15 protein-coding genes are annotated in these 17,693 nt (G+C 37.9%); 7 read left to right on the forward strand and 8 right to left on the reverse strand.

Annotated elements, in window-relative coordinates; all coding sequences use genetic code 11:
• Nucleotides 1–20: 20 nt before the first annotated feature.
• From ACN1CN_RS19700 to ACN1CN_RS19730, 7 genes are read left to right on the forward strand one after another with little or no spacing between them, the layout of a single operon-like run.
• A complete protein-coding gene (locus tag ACN1CN_RS19700; RefSeq protein ID WP_419137023.1) occupies nt 21–4,259 on the forward strand; it encodes a beta-ketoacyl synthase N-terminal-like domain-containing protein in 4,239 nt (1,412 codons plus the stop codon).
• Nucleotides 4,247–4,546, forward strand: coding sequence for an acyl carrier protein (locus tag ACN1CN_RS19705; RefSeq protein WP_419137025.1), 300 nt, complete (start codon nt 4,247–4,249; stop codon nt 4,544–4,546). The genes ACN1CN_RS19700 and ACN1CN_RS19705 overlap by 13 nt, the downstream gene beginning before the upstream one ends.
• Nucleotides 4,537–5,319 (forward strand): alpha/beta fold hydrolase, encoded by a 783-nt coding sequence (locus tag ACN1CN_RS19710; RefSeq protein WP_419137027.1) that lies wholly within the window; start codon nt 4,537–4,539, stop codon nt 5,317–5,319. Before ACN1CN_RS19705 ends, ACN1CN_RS19710 begins: the two co-directional genes overlap by 10 nt.
• Complete coding sequence (locus tag ACN1CN_RS19715) at nt 5,312–7,717, forward strand: glycosyltransferase (protein ID WP_419137029.1); 2,406 nt, start codon at nt 5,312–5,314, stop codon at nt 7,715–7,717. The genes ACN1CN_RS19710 and ACN1CN_RS19715 overlap by 8 nt, the downstream gene beginning before the upstream one ends.
• Before the next feature lie 3 nt (nt 7,718–7,720).
• Entirely contained in the window at nt 7,721–8,992 is a 1,272-nt protein-coding gene (locus ACN1CN_RS19720) for a condensation domain-containing protein (RefSeq protein ID WP_419137030.1), read from the forward strand.
• Entirely contained in the window at nt 8,989–10,242 is a 1,254-nt protein-coding gene (locus tag ACN1CN_RS19725) for a condensation domain-containing protein (protein ID WP_419137032.1), read from the forward strand. The genes ACN1CN_RS19720 and ACN1CN_RS19725 overlap by 4 nt, the downstream gene beginning before the upstream one ends.
• A 7-nt stretch (nt 10,243–10,249) precedes the next feature.
• Nucleotides 10,250–10,798 (forward strand): hypothetical protein, encoded by a 549-nt coding sequence (locus ACN1CN_RS19730; protein WP_419137034.1) that lies wholly within the window; start codon nt 10,250–10,252, stop codon nt 10,796–10,798.
• An 83-nt stretch (nt 10,799–10,881) separates the two neighbouring features.
• On the opposite strand, the gene ACN1CN_RS19735 is transcribed toward ACN1CN_RS19730, so the two are convergent.
• The 8 genes from ACN1CN_RS19735 to ACN1CN_RS19770 all read right to left on the reverse strand — a co-directional run bounded on the left by ACN1CN_RS19735 (nt 10,882) and on the right by ACN1CN_RS19770 (nt 17,208).
• On the reverse strand, nt 10,882–11,643 hold the full coding sequence (locus tag ACN1CN_RS19735; RefSeq protein ID WP_419137035.1) for a hypothetical protein: 762 nt from the start codon (nt 11,641–11,643) through the stop codon (nt 10,882–10,884).
• A 117-nt stretch (nt 11,644–11,760) separates the two neighbouring features.
• On the reverse strand, nt 11,761–12,792 hold the full coding sequence (locus tag ACN1CN_RS19740) for an oxidoreductase (protein ID WP_419137037.1): 1,032 nt from the start codon (nt 12,790–12,792) through the stop codon (nt 11,761–11,763).
• A gap of 74 nt (nt 12,793–12,866) precedes the next feature.
• A complete protein-coding gene (locus ACN1CN_RS19745) occupies nt 12,867–13,865 on the reverse strand; it encodes a hypothetical protein (RefSeq protein WP_419137039.1) in 999 nt (332 codons plus the stop codon).
• A gap of 6 nt (nt 13,866–13,871) precedes the next feature.
• Nucleotides 13,872–14,165 carry a hypothetical protein gene (locus ACN1CN_RS19750; RefSeq protein WP_264524428.1) on the reverse strand — a complete coding sequence of 98 codons (294 nt, stop codon included), beginning with the start codon at nt 14,163–14,165 and terminating at the stop codon, nt 13,872–13,874.
• 28 nt (nt 14,166–14,193) lie between these two features.
• A complete protein-coding gene (locus tag ACN1CN_RS19755) occupies nt 14,194–14,604 on the reverse strand; it encodes a hypothetical protein (RefSeq protein WP_419137042.1) in 411 nt (136 codons plus the stop codon).
• A gap of 64 nt (nt 14,605–14,668) precedes the next feature.
• Nucleotides 14,669–15,130 carry a hypothetical protein gene (locus tag ACN1CN_RS19760; RefSeq protein ID WP_419137044.1) on the reverse strand — a complete coding sequence of 154 codons (462 nt, stop codon included), beginning with the start codon at nt 15,128–15,130 and terminating at the stop codon, nt 14,669–14,671.
• Between the two features lie 88 nt (nt 15,131–15,218).
• Nucleotides 15,219–15,965, reverse strand: coding sequence for a hypothetical protein (locus ACN1CN_RS19765; protein WP_419137046.1), 747 nt, complete (start codon nt 15,963–15,965; stop codon nt 15,219–15,221).
• 97 nt (nt 15,966–16,062) lie between these two features.
• Nucleotides 16,063–17,208 carry a hypothetical protein gene (locus ACN1CN_RS19770; RefSeq protein WP_419137048.1) on the reverse strand — a complete coding sequence of 382 codons (1,146 nt, stop codon included), beginning with the start codon at nt 17,206–17,208 and terminating at the stop codon, nt 16,063–16,065.
• Between the last annotated feature and the right edge of the window lie 485 nt (nt 17,209–17,693).

The following is a 17,693-nucleotide window of genomic DNA, read 5'->3' on the forward strand; positions in this document are numbered from 1 at the left end:
AACCTCTGTATTCGTCTATTATGAAAAAAACAGATATCGCTATTATAGGTTTATCCTGCCTGTTTCCCGGAGCAAAAGACGCGGAAGCATTTTGGCAGAATATCATCAATAAAGTCGACTCGACGCAAGCAGCTCCGGCTGAACGTATCGATCCTATCCACTTTAGCGATAGCAAGCAAACTATGGATCGCTTTTATTGCAATCGGGGCGGCTTTATTCCTGATTATGAATTTGACCCTACCGCCTTTGGTATTTTACCTCTTGCCGTTGAAGGCACTGAACCCGATCATTTGTTAACACTGGATCTCGTTCAGAAAGCCTTAGAAGATGCAGGAATATTCCAAAAAAAAGTTTCATTGGAACGAACCGGAATTATCATCGGAAAAGGAAATTACACAGGCCCTGGAGCTACACGTGCCATTGAAATTGTACGTACAGGCGAACAAATCTCTTCCTTATTACAAGAACTATTGCCGGAGGTATCTTCAGCCGATATTGAAAAAGTAAAACAGGCCTTTCAGAAACGTAAAGGACGGTTTTCTGCAGATACAGCCATGGGATTAATCCCAAACCTTGTGGCCTCATTAGTCTCCAATCGATTCAATCTTGGAGGTGTTGCTTTCACCGTGGATGCAGCCTGTGCAAGTGCTCTTCTGGCTGTAGATCATGCCGTACAGGAGTTACAGCGTGGCCGTAGCGATATGATGATTGCGGGAGGAGTACATACAGGTCAAAATGCTGCATTTTGGAGCATCTTTAGCCAATTGGGAGCCTTATCGCATCAACAGCAAATCAAACCCTTTAGTGAAGATGCCGACGGATTGCTCATTGGAGAAGGCTGCGGTTTCGTTGTTTTAAAGCGACTGGAAGAAGCGGTACGCGATCAGGATAAAATTTATGCCGTCATTAAAGGTGTAGGCGTGAGCAGTGATGGCAATGGAACAAGTGTCATGAGTCCTTCCGTAAAAGGTCAGTTAAAAGCTTTAGAACAAGCATGGGCACACGCCAATTTAGATAAAGAACAAATCGGTTACCTCGAAGCTCATGGCACCGGAACTCCGTTGGGAGATAAAACAGAACTGCAAACTCTGGCGCAATTTTTCGGTAAAGACGAAACAGCTGTACGTGCCGGTATAGGATCTGTCAAATCCAATATAGGTCATGCCATGCCAGCTGCAGGAATCGCAGGTTTAATCAAGACCTGTCTGGCCTTGCATCACGACATATTACCCCCTACCTTATATTGCGAAAACCCTACTGCCGCCCTGCAACTCACCCGGTTTACCCCTATACAGGAAGCTAAAAACTGGTCGCAAACCGGTTTACCAAAAATCGCAGCAGTAAATGCATTTGGCTTTGGAGGTATCAACGCCCACGTAGTTCTGGAGGGGTATGATATCCCTAAAAAAGACGAAGTATTGTTGCTTGCAAGACCAACACGTGAAGCCTTGCTTACGGCACTACAGGATAACGATACTGCCACAGGAGAGGGCGATTACCGTATTGCGCTCTTTGATCCAACACCCGAACGCATCCAAAAGGCAATCAAAATTGTGTCTAAAAATAATGCCTGGCGCAACAAACAAGATATATGGTACACCTCCACTCCCCTTTTACAGGATGGTGGCAAAGTTGCCTTTGTATTCCCGGGACTCGATGGTTTAGCAAAAGGCGAAGTCGCAACAGTCAGTCAATATTTTGGATTGACAGCTCCCATAGAAACAGCCGGTGAAGGACTGTTGAACGAAGCATTAGGTGTTTTTAACAATTGTGGTATACTCGATAGTGCTTTAAAAAAACTGGGGATCTATCCGGATATGAATGCCGGACATAGTTTGGGAGAATGGTTAGCGGGATATGCATCAGATCTGGCCGAAGCAAGTACTGTCAAGGATCTGATCGATGTACTTGATCCAAAAACATTTGAACTAAAAGACTCTAAATTTATTGCCATTGGAGCAGGTCTGGAAGATGTAGCTCCTTTGATTGAACAAATTCCGAACCTCTATGTTTCAAATGATAATTGTCCACATCAGGTAATTCTGTGTGGTACCCTTGCGGCACTCGAAGAATTGACGCCTTTGTTAAAATCAAAACAGATCTTTCATCAGATTTTACCCTTTCAATCCGGGTTTCATTCCCCTTTTGTTGCCGATAAACTGGAGGTAATTTTAGCGGGGATGGAAAAAGTTCAATTCCAAAAAACAAAAATCCCGTTGTGGTCGGCCACTACACTCCTGCCTTATCCGGCAGATTTGCAGTCCATCCGTCAACTAAGCGCCGAACATCTTGTTCAGCCAGTACGATTCCGTGAACTGACCGAAAAACTTTATGATGAAGGAGTACGTGTTTTTATCCAGATCGGTACGGGCGGATTAATTGGGTTTATTGATGATACCTTAAAAGGGAAAGCCTTCAGCACACTTGCTTCAAGTGTAGCCACCCGAACAGCACTTGCCCAGTTGCAACGGGTAGTTGCCGCATTATTTGTAGAAGGCAAAGTTCTGGCACTCGATTTTTTAGACATCCAAAATCACAGAAAAGCAGTACCAAAAAAAGGTATAAAATTACAATTAGGATCACCTATCATTCGTGATTTTGAAGCTATAAAAAACCTGCGAAAATCTATCAATACCGTACGTCCAAGAGAGGTTTTTACCAAAACGGCAGCAAAAGTAAGTCACCCCTTAGTTCAGGCCTTTCAGGACAATATCGCCGATATGATCCGAATGCAGGAAGAAGTATTGGACGTCTTTCAAAATCATACACAAACGGCTGTTGCTGCACCTGTTTTAATAAAAAAACAACTGATCGACAGTCGTTTTTCAAAAACACTACAGGTCAATTTGGTTACACATCCCTATCTAATTGATCACAGCCTTTTACGACAACCCAAAGGCTGGTCGGAGGTTGCCGATATGGAACCTGTGATTCCAATGACCATGATCTTTGAAGTATTGGCAGAAACAGCACTGGCAGAACAACCGGAGACAAAAATTCACAAGATCATGCACGTCAGTGTATTTCAGTGGATGAACGTTGCCACGCCTTTTGAAAAAACAATAAAAGGCGTTTGGCGCTCCAACCATCACGCCTATCTGGATATAGAGAATTTTGCCAACGCCGAAATCTTTTTAGCAGCCTCACATCCGCAACCACCTGTCTTTGATCTTTCGATAGGCAAACGATTACCGATTGAGCGAACTCCTTTAGAAATCTATGAGAAGCATATGTTTCATGGTGATGCTTATCAAGGTATTACAGCTATATCGGCTGTTGGAGAAAAAGGTATTGCAGGACGGATAAAAGGAAATGGCGGTAAGGGTTCCTTATTGGACAATGCAGGACAATTATTTGGATTATGGTTACAACTCACCTTAACCAAAGATCGCATTGCTTTCCCGGTAAAAATCAAACAAATTGAATTCTTCGAAGACATGCACGATCAGGATGGCGAATTTGAATGTACCTGTATACTGACGGAATTAAACGATGAATTTGCAATCGCTGACATTGTACTGGAGAGAAACGGAAAAGTATGGTGCTCAATAAAAGGATGGCAAAACCGCAGATTAGAAATTGACGAAGCGTTGTGGAATGTTTCCATGTCGCCACTCCATAACCGTCTGTCAGAAGAAATCGCCCCGGAAGTCTTTTTCTTTCATCAGGCCTATTCCCGTGTATCTTCCTGGGATTTTATACTGAAACGTTATTTCAATCAAAGGGAGAAACAATACTATCAGGAACTCCTGCCCAACCGCAGAAAGAACTGGATGGTAAGTCGTGTAGCGGTAAAAGACGCCGTACGCCATGTATTGAGTGAACAGAAAAATCAACCCAGTTACCCCATAACCTTTGAAATTTATTCTGATAAAGCGGGCAAACCTTATCTCAAAGGGAATGCCACAGAACAGATCGAGATTTCATTGGCCCATAAAGGAAAAGATGCGGTAGCCATTGCACGGCAGGATAAAGCTGTGGGTATCGACATGGAAATCATAGCCGAACGCAGCTCTGAATTTTATCAATTGGTCTTCACCGATACAGAATCAGCCTTATTAAAAGAACGCGATCAGGCGGAATGGACGACCCGCTTTTGGGTAGCCAAAGAAGCTTATAGCAAATTATTAGGCACAGGGCTACAAGGAAACCCAAAAAAATACGAAGTAAAACGCATACAAGGCGATCATCTGTGGATCGATCAAATAGAAATCAAAACAGTCAAACACCAAAACTATATCATCGGATGGACACTTTAAACACGACATTAAAAAGGAATCATGAGGAGTTATTTACCCTTTTAAAGGGTTTTATTACAGAAATTATCGGTGAAGAATTTGTAGAAGAGATGGATATCACGCCAGACAGTTCGTTCACTAAAGATCTGGAAATGGACAGTATAGAGATTGTTTCTTTTTCAGAAAAAATCAAAACACACTTTGGTGATCAAATTGATTTCACGGGTTGGCTGTCTGCTATGGATTTGGATCAACTGATTAATCTTGATCTGAATAACATCATCAATTATATCTACGAATGCCAGTAATTACTGTTAACCATAAAAAAGTTCACGTACAGGAACTAAATAAAGATGCCGAAGATACCGTGGTACTGATCCACGGTATGTTCAGTAATCTTTCTATTTATTATTTCAATATTGCTCCTATTTTGGCGCAGCATTTTCATGTGGTCATGTACGATCTAAAAAGTCATGGCAGGAGTGAGCGCGTATTAGAAGGATACGATTTAAAAACTATGGCATCCGATTTAATCGCAATGATGGATTACCTCCAAATCAAAAAAGCAAAACTTGTGGGTTATAGTTTTGGAGGGCTTATTGCACTCCAAACCGCATTGATAGCCCCTGACCGCTTAGAGCAATTGGTGGTCATCGAAGCACCGGATCCGCAAGATGAAAAAGCGCGAGATGTTATCGAAGCGTACAGCAAGGAATTTCTCGAACATTACGTAGCCAATTTTACGGACACCACAAAAATAAAAATGGGAAAAAGACAGTTGGAAAAAAACCATCGGTTGTATGAATTTTTATTCAACCAAACCAGCATCAAAGCTGATATGGTTAAAGAAAAGCATTTTCTGCATCAGCTTGCTATTTCCAACTTACCCCTATCTACCCTGTTGTTATATGGATCGACTTCCAATTGCAAACCAACAGGAGAATGGTTGCAATCTAAAATCGGTACAGCCGAACTAAAACTCATCGAGGGAGATCACAATATTCCCATTCAGGACCCCATTCAGATAGCAGAAATTATTGTTCAATTTTTAACTAACCCTTTATTACAAAACTATGGCTAAATTTGTATTTGTTGTTCCCCCGCTAACAGGTCATGTCAATCCAACCTTGAGCATTGGCGCCGAACTTTTAGAAAGAGGACATGAAGTAGCGTGGATCAGTCTTGACCAAAATTTAAACGCCAAACTTCCTGAAGGCGGACAACTGTTGCTTATTCAATACGATCAGACAGACGAAGAAAAAAGAGAGAGCGAACAATACCTGGATATCATTTCAAAAAAGATCGTTTACGGCATTGATAGCATCAAGTTTTTATACGAAGAAGTACTGATTCCTTTAAACAGACATTGCTATAGAGGAATCGTTAAGCTCCTGGAAGCTTACGAACCCGATTTAGTCATTGGCGATCATCAATTATTTGCTGCGGCAATTGCGGCAAAAAAAGTGAATCTTCCTTATGCGACCACTGTAACAGCCCCCGCAGCAATCAAAATTGTCAGCGAGCTGCCGAAGGTACATGAATGGGAAGAAAAGCAGATCATAGCGCTGCAGGAAGAACTTGGTGTACAGGAAAACCGATCACTGGATTGTTCGGAGCTACTTACTTTGGTGTTAACTTCCCCCTATTTCTTTGGAGAAATGGATCTCGCTTCCAACTATAAATTTACAGGTCCGGTAATAACAGAACGTCGTTTAGCTTGTGCTTTCGATTGGGAGCAGCTGAAAAGTAATCCCAGGAAAAAAATCTTAATCAGTATCGGTACCACATTCGACCACGAGCATAAAAAAGCATTTTTTCAGAAAGTAATCGACGCTTTTCAGGATGAAGAGCTGACGGTTGTCGTTGTTTCAGATCCGGCTCTATTTGATCAATGGCCTGATAATTTTATGGTCTATTCGCAAATCCCACAATTGGATTTGCTGCCGCATTTAGATGCTGTAGTTTGCCATGGCGGACACAATACGGTCTCAGAAGCCCTTTCACAGGGTCTGCCGCTCGTTGTTATTCCAATTGCATACGATCAATCACATGTTGCGGGACGTGTTGTACGTACCGGTGCTGGTGAACGTCTCAATTTTAACCGATTTAAAGCCAATCACCTCAGAAATAGCGTTCATACTATCCTGAATCAGCCACAATACCGTGAAGCCGCCCTCAAAGTTCGTCAATCTTTTATAGAAGTAGGCGGAACGAAAACCGCAGCCGATCTTCTTGAAAACGCCATAGCCCCTACCCAATCGGCTGTTGAAACTCCGGCCAAATTTCTTGTTGTTGTCCCTCCCTTTTTTGGACATATCAGTCCAACATTAAGTATAGGTGCCAGTTTATTGGCCCGTGGTCATGAAGTCAAATGGTTTGGCATTACGCCATTGGCGGACGAACATATTCCAACGGGAGGAAGCTATATCTATCCCGAGAAGGATCTTATCCCCTTTCAGGACGAACTTAAGCGCATCTTAAAACGACAAGATGACGGCCCTTCTTGTTCCGGACCGGAAGTCATGAAATTAGCACTCGAAGAAACCTATGTTCCCTTTGCTAAAATGATGATGCCGGGATTGGAAACACTACTCGGTCACTGGCAACCTGATGTCATCATCAATGATTGTATCACCTTTGGTGGAGCTTTATTTGCCCATAAACATCGTATACCCGTTGTAACCACAACCCCTGTACCACCAGATGTAATGGGTGACACAGAGAAAAGTTCACCAAAAATATTTGAATGGCAGCAAAACCTAATCAAAGGGTTACAAAAAGAAGTGGGTATTCTTGATGAGGGTATCTTTATACATTCTCATCAATTAAATCTGGTGTTCACCTCGCAGGCCTTTGCAGGTTTTGAAACTGTACCCTCGCACATGAAATTTGTAGGGCCGGTAAAAGGCCGTCCCAACAATAGTCCTTTTGACTGGGAACGATTGGCAGCCAGCACTACACCTAAAATATTTGTGTCATTGGGTACTTTATTAGTGGACATCCGAAAAGCTTTTTTTGGTAAACTTATTGAAGCCTTTGCAGACCAGCCCGTTACTATAATTGCAGCAACACCGCCCGAAATATTTGAAAAATGGCCCGATAATTTTATCGTAAATGGTTTTGTCCCACAATCCACTTTGATGCCTCATATAGATATGGTGATCTGTCACGGCGGTTTTAATACGGTGAACGACACCTTTACTAATGGTCTGCCTATGTTGATTACCCCCATCGCTTACGATCACTTCCATACCGCAAAGCTGATTGAACAGGCCGGCTGTGGAATCAGTATCCGATACAAACGACTTCGAATAGAAGCACTGAGAGAGACTGTCTTTGAACTGTTGGAAAACCCTAAATACAGAAATGCCGCCAAAGAAGTTCAGACCGCTTTCCTAACCGCAGGCGGTAATGATCAGGCGGTTGCCTTATTGGAAGATTTTGTAAAACAAGAACGTTCGGTACTAGCTACACTATAAAATATGAAAAGAAGATTGTTATTTGGAGAGCGCATGTTATTGGGCGAAGGAAAAGACCCCTTCCATGTCGTTATTCCTTTTCGACTGCGCGGTGTATTTGCCGAAAAAGACATTCAGGATGCTTTGGGCAGACTTCAGAAAAAACATCCCTGGTTACGGGCATGCATTCATCTTGATGAGCAGAACGTCCCCTGGTTTGAAGTCTCTAAACTAACGAATCCTATTCCGATCCGTATAGTGGATCAAAAAAGCGAAGAGGACTGGCAACAAGAAGCTATGCAGGAATGGCAAACCCCCTTTGATTACAAAAATAAACCTTTGATCCGCCTGGTGTGGATCAAAGGAAACGATCGTTCCGATATGTTGCTGGTCTTTCATCACTGCCTGTGTGATGGCGGTGCTGCCATGACTTTAATTCATGAATTTTTAAAAGTATTGGATGATCCGACAGCAGATATAGGCACTGAAAATCCTATTTTAGGTATTCAGGACGTTGTTCCTGCCCCTATTTTAACAAATAACAGGCAAAAGTTTAAGGCAAAAATGATTGGCCGATTGGCAACATTAGCGATCAAATGCATTCCCGTCGGCAAAAAAGCAATTGATAGGCAAACCGACTATTTGATTCATTGGAAACTAGACCCTGGCACGAGTCAGCAGCTAATTTCCCACTGCAAATCGCTAGAAATCACGGTCAATACTTTTTTAAGTGCTATCGTTCTGGACACCTTTAAAAAAGTACGCGGAAACAAAGCCTTTAATAAGATTTCCTGTCCGGTAGATATCAGGCGTTTCGCTCCACAGGTCAAAGAAGATCATATTTTCGCCTTCGGTTTGATGATCGTCATGTCATCCAATCCCAAACTTGATTTCTTAGACAATTTGCGTGTCATGCAAAATGATGTAGACCGCAAAACAGCCAAACTTAATCCTTATATCGTCCTGATGGTTATGGAATCTGCCCATAATGCATTAAATAACTTTACAAAGCTTTTAAAACGGGGCAAGTCGTCCAATGATTGTATGTTTTCCAACCTCGGACGTATTCAGATACCTCATCAATACCAATCCTTTACCGTGGAAGCTATTATCAGTCCAACCGTCATTGGACCATTGGGCAATACAACGACCATACTCACCTCTACTTATCAAGGTGTTATGGACTTCACCTTTATGGGAAGCGAAGGTTATTTGCCTTATCAAGAAGCCTTAGCCATTCGTGATGAAATAATTGATTCTATTAAACGCCGACTAAATTATCAAGCAGCCTCATGATCAAACGAAAACTCTTATTAGTGGAACGAATCATGTATATTGATCCCACTACACCTTTAAACTGTGTATTTACTGCAAAAATCAAAGGTGAAATTTCGAAGGAACAGATCGAAATTGCCTTAGCAAAAATCCAAAAGAAACACCCGCTGCTTCGTGCTGCAATTGACTTACAGGATAAGCAACATCCTGTTTTTGTGGTCAAAGAAAATATGAAACCAATTCCGCTTCGGATCGTAAAACGTCAAACCGATACCCATTGGCTGGAGGAATCTGAGCAGGAATGGTACAGGCCGTTTAAAGCGGAAGACTCCCCTTTGGCTCAATTGGTATGGATCAAAGGAGAAAAATTTTCCGAACTGTTATGGGTATCGCCACATTGCATCTGCGATGGAACGAGCATGGTAAGTTTGATGCAGGAATTACTGGCTTTAATAGATGATCCGACTCTTGATCTAGAACCTTATGAATTGTTCCAATCGGTAAACCATTTTTTATCACCACAGTTTGATCTTCAAAAAAAAGAACGCAAAGCAAAGCTATTTTTACTTCTGGGAAAATGCTTCTTTTTACTGCAGCGAAAAAATAAAAAAAGAAATCTCGGAAAAAATTATGCCATTCACTGGAAATTAGACCCGGCAGACTCAGCTGTTGTCACCCAGAAATGCAAAGACAATGGTATTTCTGTACATGCCATTCTGTGCACAGCCTTTATGCAGGCTTTTCAGGACGTGCAAGGCAAATCAGCAAAAGAAAAAGTAATTAGTCCGATAGATATCCGCCATTTTATTCCTGAAATCAAAAAAGATCATATGTTTGCCTTTGCCCCAACCGTAGAATTGTCCTTAAAAAAGAAAACGCCTCAGGCACTGGATCAGGCGAAACAAATCAAAAAGGAGCTTACTCAAAAAATAGAAAAAATGGACGCCCGGGAATTGTTATGGATGGGAGAACAAATGCACCCGCTGGCCCATCGCATGATTGCGCTGCTAAAATCAAGCCGGGGCGCACACGATCTGACACTTTCTAATATGGGGAACCTTCAGATTCAAAATACTTACAACAATTTCATTCTGGAAGATATCTTTAGTCCGACAGTAGCGTTTCCGTGGTTAAATTCAAACACTTTAGTTACGACTAGCTATCGCAATCAAATGGACTTTACGCTGATGTCTAATCAGGATTTCCTGCCGAAACAAGAAGCCTTAAAAATTAAAGATAAGGCCATCGAGTTGTTGACTTTATCCCTTTAAATTACGTATGACAAAAGCTGCTCAGCCCAAAAAAACAACCCTCAAACGCTTTCTTCGAAAACGGGCGATTTACTATATTCTTCCTAATGTAGGTTTCAATTCTATTATTGCTTATGCCAGTTTTCAGGAATTAGGGTATACTCATTTTTTTGCCGGTCCCCAAAGCTTAGCGCGTTTAACATTGCCAATGGCGCTGTTTTTACCTGTAATCCTGACAATGGATATCATCAAACGGGTTATTGTAGCCGCCGAACAAAAAGCAATCGAAGTGGCAATAGACCCTAAGCTGAATAAAAACAGGTTTATAGCCAAATTATGTCTGATACACGGCATTATAACCAGTTTATTGGTATTAGCGGTATTACTCGCTGCGCAGCAGAGCCTAACGGTTGACCGTAAATTAGACCCTACCCTTATGGCCCTACTTGATGCTGTTCTAGCAGGCGTGCTTTCGATATTGTTTACCTATCTTCCCATATACAGGCTGAAAAAACATTTACATGCCCCTTTACCAAAGGTGCAGCTAAAGGAGGCTGAACAGTACCAGGAAGCTTAATATCGGCACAGATGACCTGCTGCATTGGAAGAAACTTTACAAAGATGGATAATGTTTTTGCTTTAAAATTACTATTGCCCGTATTAATTGGGGCCATCTATTATTGGCTTCGGATCTAATTTGAATTTATTGGTTTTTGCATTAAATGTAATGGTTAAATAACCGCCCATTCTTCCAACATCATTCCAGACAATCAACTCTTTTTTCTTATTATCGGTTATTTCAACGTTATCGAAAATTATAGTTCTTATGTTACCGGTTAAGGTTTTTATTTTTGAAAAATCAATTATTTGAAAAACAGTATTGTCTTTTTTATGGATTATTTTCAGTTTGTCCATTTGTGCTTTATCGTAATTGCTCTTTTTGGAATATACACCAATAAAATAGAATTCTGTTAAGGAACCGGCTTGCAAAATTTCAATATCGTTAAATTCATTTTCTTCTATTTGATCAATTAAAATAGAAGTATTGGTTAATTGTAACGGCAAATGCTGATTGGTCGAAAGATTCGTCCAAACGCCAACACATTTCTCTTTAGAGAATTCAAACTCAAATATAGCGGTGTATTTTTCATTACTGATTTCATATAATAAAATTTTATTCTTTTTAAAATCAATTACACCTTCAAGTCTGATTGGGTTGTTATGGCTGTCATATTTATAAACTCCAATAAGATTGAAGTCTTTTTTCTTTTTTTCTCCAAAATAGCCATCCTTAATTTGGAAGGAAAGGGAAATAGGATATTTATCAATTTTACCTTTGTAGCTAAAACATTCGTACCAGCCTGCATAAGTTTTTGTTACGGCCATTAAAACTATCAAAATTGCAAATATTGACTTCTTCATATTCATTTTTTTACTTTCTTTGACTTTGTAGATTAGTACGTAATGCTTAGTCCTACTTAGCAGTGATTTTTAATAGCGTCTACACTTCTATTGAAATCGAACATCCCAATAACATTGTTAATGCCGATTGTCACATTGAATAAAAATCTCCTCATTTGATTTGTCAATAATTGAAATTTCCGGGCATCCAAAAGAATAATATTCAAACCCAAAAACAACAGCTGGTTTATTTTTAAAAAGTTTTCCGGCCCACTGATTAACTTCGTTGTCCCCCTCTTCATAATTCAAAGGAGCAGGAGAAGTACCTTCACTTTGACTGTAAAGCTTTTCAATGATGATGGCTTTTGTTTTAGCATCAGCCACTAAAAGACGTCTGCAAAAAATTGTTTTATTAGTATCTAAATAGTCTTGCAAAAAATACTGATAATCGGCTGTTTTAAACGCGTAAGTATTACCTGTTAACTTGTTTTTCAACAAAGCACGATCTTCACTTTTCATTGGTTTTGACGGATATTCTTTACTGCTAACTTTTTTCCAGTCCATTGGCTTTAAACCTTCTTTCGAAAATGGATTTTCTTTCCCCACATATACGAATGCAGCTCTAAAATAGTCACTGAATCCGTTTAAATATTTCTTATTGATTTCAAACCCAATCATAAAATCATAGTTGTGATACGGCCAATCTCCCTCTGAAGAATACCCATTTAACATAGCAGCAGTTTTCAGGTTTTTCACAACAAACGAAACCAATTTGCGCTTCGCATAATCGAATATAAAAACAGAATCGGTTTCGGATATATTGGTTTTAGATAAAAATCTTTTTCGGTAATTTTTATCAAAAGTAAAATACTGAGCATCGTATTTTCCCAGTTTTTCGATGTTAGGTAAAACAAGCGTGTCCTTTTCGTCATTCACAGGATAAATATCCGAAAGCGAAACAAAAGCAACATCACTGCTGTCTTTCGGAGTTAAAGTGAATAAATTGATATTTTCCTTTTTGAGCCCTGCTTCTTCTCCTTTTGGTATAGAATCGGTTTCAACCTGAGTATTTTCAGCTAAACCCGATTGGGCACTTTTAAGGTTTTCTTTTTTATTGCAGGCAAAAAGCAAAATCAGTAAGGAGGCAGACAAGAGGCGGGTTATTTTCATTTCTAATGCTGTTTAGGTATATTATAAGATGGATTAATTTAAGTGTGTATTTTGAGATTGGCTATCAGTCTGTTTTATGGTTTTTCTGGATATAAATCTTTTAAAGGAATGACCACGCCATTTTTAGAAATTTCACATTGGGGATAAGCATTTTTATGCACTCTCAATGTCAAAATTATAGCGTCAGATGCATCGGTTTCATTTAGTTTTCGGAAAGCATTTAAAATTTCAATTGGTCTCAATTCGTACTGAATATTGTATTCTCTTTTGTTTTTATTTTTCCAATAAATATAAAATACTTTCGGAATATTTCGAACTACAGCTGTATCATTTTCTTCTAAAATTTCAACTCTTTCCTCTTTAAAAGAATACGCATCAACGCTCGTTACTACATCCTGTTCTTCCTTTTCGATCTTCACAGCCCATTTGTATTGATTTTGAAGCAAGTCTGAATAATCGGTAATATTCTCAATACTTTCATAGCGATTGTACTTTTCTCCTAACGATTTTTCATAAACCAGCATGTCTAAATCTCCGGTAGTTTCTTTAGCAGTAAATGTTTCTATCAGTTGCGATTCAGCATTTTCTTTCTCATCCTCTACTATTTTCAAAAGGATTTTACCTTTAGGCTGTATTTCTAAAATTAAAATGGGAGTCACCTTCTTTTCATCCACCCAATCTTTTATTTTTTTATAGGGAACCGGGCTGGTAAGCCGATAAAATTTACGTTCGTCTATCGAAAAATATTTCAGGTTTAAAGAATCGGGTAAAAGTTCTTTGTACCAAATTTTAAAATGAACGTAATCTTCACTTTTAGCGCTTGTTAGCAGTTTTGATTCAGAATCAATACCACTTTCAGATTGGTTGAAATTATTAAAAAAAACGGCTTCTATAATTCTGATACCATTGGAATTTTCTGCTAAAGAATCGCCTGCTGTACTGTGAATTTCTGCTTTCCACAATAGCTTATCCTGTTCTTTATTTTTAAATCTTACACCAAAATTGAGGATCACAAATGCTCCTAAAATTATAGCTAAGAAAATGTTGATATAATCTAATCTTGTTGTTTTCATGTGCTTTTAATGTTGATATGCTCCTCCTAAAGCCATAAAAAAAGACAATGCTCCAAATATGATAATGGAAGCAATCAGAAGAAATATTGAAAAGTATCGAAATGCCTTTTTATAGGCAATATCTTTAACAAAAGCCAAAATCAAAAGCGCAATTACAGGAACTATAAAACAAAAAACAAGCATAACCAGCTCTGAATATCCGGACGATGGCACTATCAAATTGGTATAATCTATATAAGAATAGACTAGTATTTCTATAGCAAACAATAGGAAAACGGTAATAAAAGGGTTGCTTCTCATTGATGAATTGTGTTTAGGCTTAAAAATTTTACTTTTCCAATTTTACAAATGATAAATATTTTTCATCGCATTGTGTAAAGTGTTCGTATTCATTCATGGCGTTTCCATAATTCTGAATTTGAATTTTATTTGCGCTGTACATCCCTCCCATCTTTCCAAAAGTGAGATAGACAACATGATCGCTTTCTTCCTTTTTAAGTTTTCCTTTTGAGATCACTTTATTCTTATCCAAAACTAAAAAGAAATACACGCCCGCTTTCTTTTCAATTTTAATTTTAAATCTCGAATTTTCGCAGGAGGTCAGGACATAAATGCCTGTAATTTCCTGATCGGCGTTATCTCTAAATTTGTCTTCGATCCGATAAATACTTTTAAAGCTGACTAATGATAAAAACACCACCACTAGTAGGGCACTGAAGGCTATTTTTTTATTTTTCATTTATTATTATTTTTTAAGCTTTCCTAATAAGTTCGAAAACCAAACTATCTTTTAGCGGTTGCGTTTATTTTATTCTGGTATAGATTTTTCCCTTCCAAAACATTATTTTTTCCGGATTTTCAGGATGGTCAAACTTCATATCAAATTGGGCTTTTAAGATTCCTTTTTGCATGGCTTTTTTGTCCATCTTTATATTGCCATCCTTACACAAATAGGTTCGCTTTCCATCAGCAATACTATTCAATTCAATTCTTGGATTACGAATGACATTATTGACAACATAAAAGTGCAACGCAGAATGGGTAGCCACATTGGTCAGTGTATAACATTCAATGCTGTCTTTATTCAATCGTTTTGCGATTATTTCGGTAGCGCCAGCGTACTCATAACACCAGGCTTCACATTTTAAGCTCTGTTTTCGTGAAAAAGAAAAATCGCCATCGAGATTCTCAATCCATTGTATCTCGAAATCTTTGAAAGGAAACAGGCAAAAAACAAGGCTGAATAAAAGAGCTGTGTATTTCATAAGAATTTTGAATTAGTATGATACGAATTTTAAAAACAGACCAATCCCGATTTGATGTTTATCATTAACACCTGCCTAATCGTTGCTTTTATTTAAATTCACTAAGCTTATCATTGCCCAAATCATATTCGTAAAGTTTATCCGTATCGCCATCGTAATACAGCCATTGCATAATAGTAAAACGATTTTCAAATTCATAACCAATTCCCATAACTGTAAAATCCTTGTTTTCTCTTTGTTGATTTTCTATGGAATAACTAATTTGCTCTTTATTTTTGAGATGTAGCTGCAAAAGTTCATTTTTGGAATTGGCTATGTAATATTCCGTCAATAAATAAATCTTATCTAAAAAACCTCTTGAATAATCATTCTCTTTACCCCAATGGTATTTAAATTCTTTCTTGTACTCTTTTCGCATTTTAGAAACATTTCCATCTTTGATTTTCCTAACCGAAATCAACCAATCCTCAAGCATTGGAGTTTCTCCATCACCCGCAACATAAATGGTGTCTTTCTTCCATTGAATTTCACAAACATCTCCTCTTAATAAACTCCTGTCCTGATTTTTATCATTGACAAAGCTGTACAATTCATCTCCTTTTTTTGCAAAGAGAGAAGTGTAATCTCCATCGTCATTGTAATCTGCAAATTCAAAAATATCCTTAAAAACTTCTTCTTTTGCCTGAGCAATTTTAGAGTCCGTTTGTTTGGTATCCGATTTATGCTGATCTGTATTTTTTATCTCGTCTGTGTTTTTTGCTTTGTTTTCACAGGATTGCAGAGCAAAACTTAAGATGATGATGATGGATAAAAATAAGCTCTGGTTATTTCTCATTGTTTTTCTTTTGGTTGTTGATGGAAGGTCTTTTTTGTTTTACTATTTCGTATTTGAGTTAAAGTACTGTCTGACAGCCTTGGATTTTAAGGAGTTATTATTTTACAAAAATTCCTGAGAACAGCTTGTCTTTGTCAAAATTCAAGGTTGTTTTGTACCCTCCATTTTTAATTTCAATATAGTTTGCGAATTTTAATTCTTCATAGTCAATTATTGATTTTTTGTCAAATAATTTGACTACGTCATCGAATTTCATCCCTACTTTCAATCCATTTTCAAATGAAATTTCAACCTTTCTGAAGTCATTTATAGCATACCCTGCAATTCGGTTTTCTTTTTTATTCTCAGGATTAACTTTACTGGCGGATAAATAAAAATAAAAGTCATGGTATTCATCCTGATACATAATTTCATTTACATTTCCGGTACTTCCATCAATTTCCTCCATTCGTTCAAAATTTTTGTTCGTCTGAGATTTTGCAAAATCCTCTTCAGTTGATTTTCCCGTAATTAGATTATTTACATTCCAGTTTTTATCAATTTTTATAATGGGTTTGTTTTTAGTATCCTCCGGTTTGGTACTGTTTTTTGTTAATTCTTTGGTGTATTTTTCGCTATCACAGCCACCAAAATCAATGAGTCCGTTGAAAGTGTCCCAATAACAAGTAGTAGATAAATTGGTATTGTTCAGGATAATGAGTCTGTCATAATCGGGTGCGAAAAAAATATATTTGTTTTCCTTTTTCAGATTCCAATACAAACCATTGGCCGTATTGGCATTTCTTGTACCCTTACCGTATTTTAACTCTATTTTCTTTAAAATTTCCGATTTTAAACCCTGAGTTTTCATTTCTATTCTCAGTCCGTAAATTTTACTTTCTGCATTAAAACTGAGCAAAGTGCTCTTTAATTCGTCTTCATTTTTGATTGGTTTTAAATCAATATGACCACCGCCAAATCTTGAAATACTATCTGTTTTGAGTTTTTCGGAGTTTATTTGAAAAAAGACTTTTTGCCCTTCCAGATCAATTCCTTCAAAACTATATTTTTCAGATTCTTTTACTTCAATCAACAAACAAAACGGGTATTCAACAGTTTCAACGCCAATAAGCAACTTGTCATTGAAGTTTATTACATCTTTGATGGGTTCGTTTAGATTTAATTTTAGTAAATCCATCTTCTTTTGTCCTTTGCAAGAAATCATAAATGGTAAAATTAAGAGCAATAATAAAAGTTTTTTCATTTTTAATTGGGTTAATCATTGGGTTAAAAAATTCCATTAGCGTAAAATAAAGCAATAACCAAAAGGGTTATGAACCCACTGAAAATTAGTGCTGCATTACGTAATTTATATTGTTGTCGTTTGTTAAACAGATAGATTTCAGCGAATAGAAATAGTAAAAATACAATTGAAAAAATCAAACTTAATTCAAAAATTCGATCAATTTCAGCAACAAAACTAAACCTGTCTTCTTGTAAAAATTCTGATAAAGTATAATAAGCTCCATTGTAAATTATTAGAAGAGCAATCAATACTATCGCAATTCTAATCAATATGAATTTGTGTATGTTCATAGGTTGCTATTTATCATTCTTTATGGATGCCGATTCGTTTGTTTCGTTTTTAGTATTATCGTCAATAGATCTTGGAACACAAATTTTAAAAAAAAGATAACGCGAATGTAAGTTGATATAAATTCGTATCAAACAATTGAATATTCGTAAATA

It is taken from the genome of Flavobacterium sp. T12S277 (assembly GCF_048514875.1).
Classification (GTDB): Bacteria; Bacteroidota; Bacteroidia; order Flavobacteriales; family Flavobacteriaceae; genus Flavobacterium.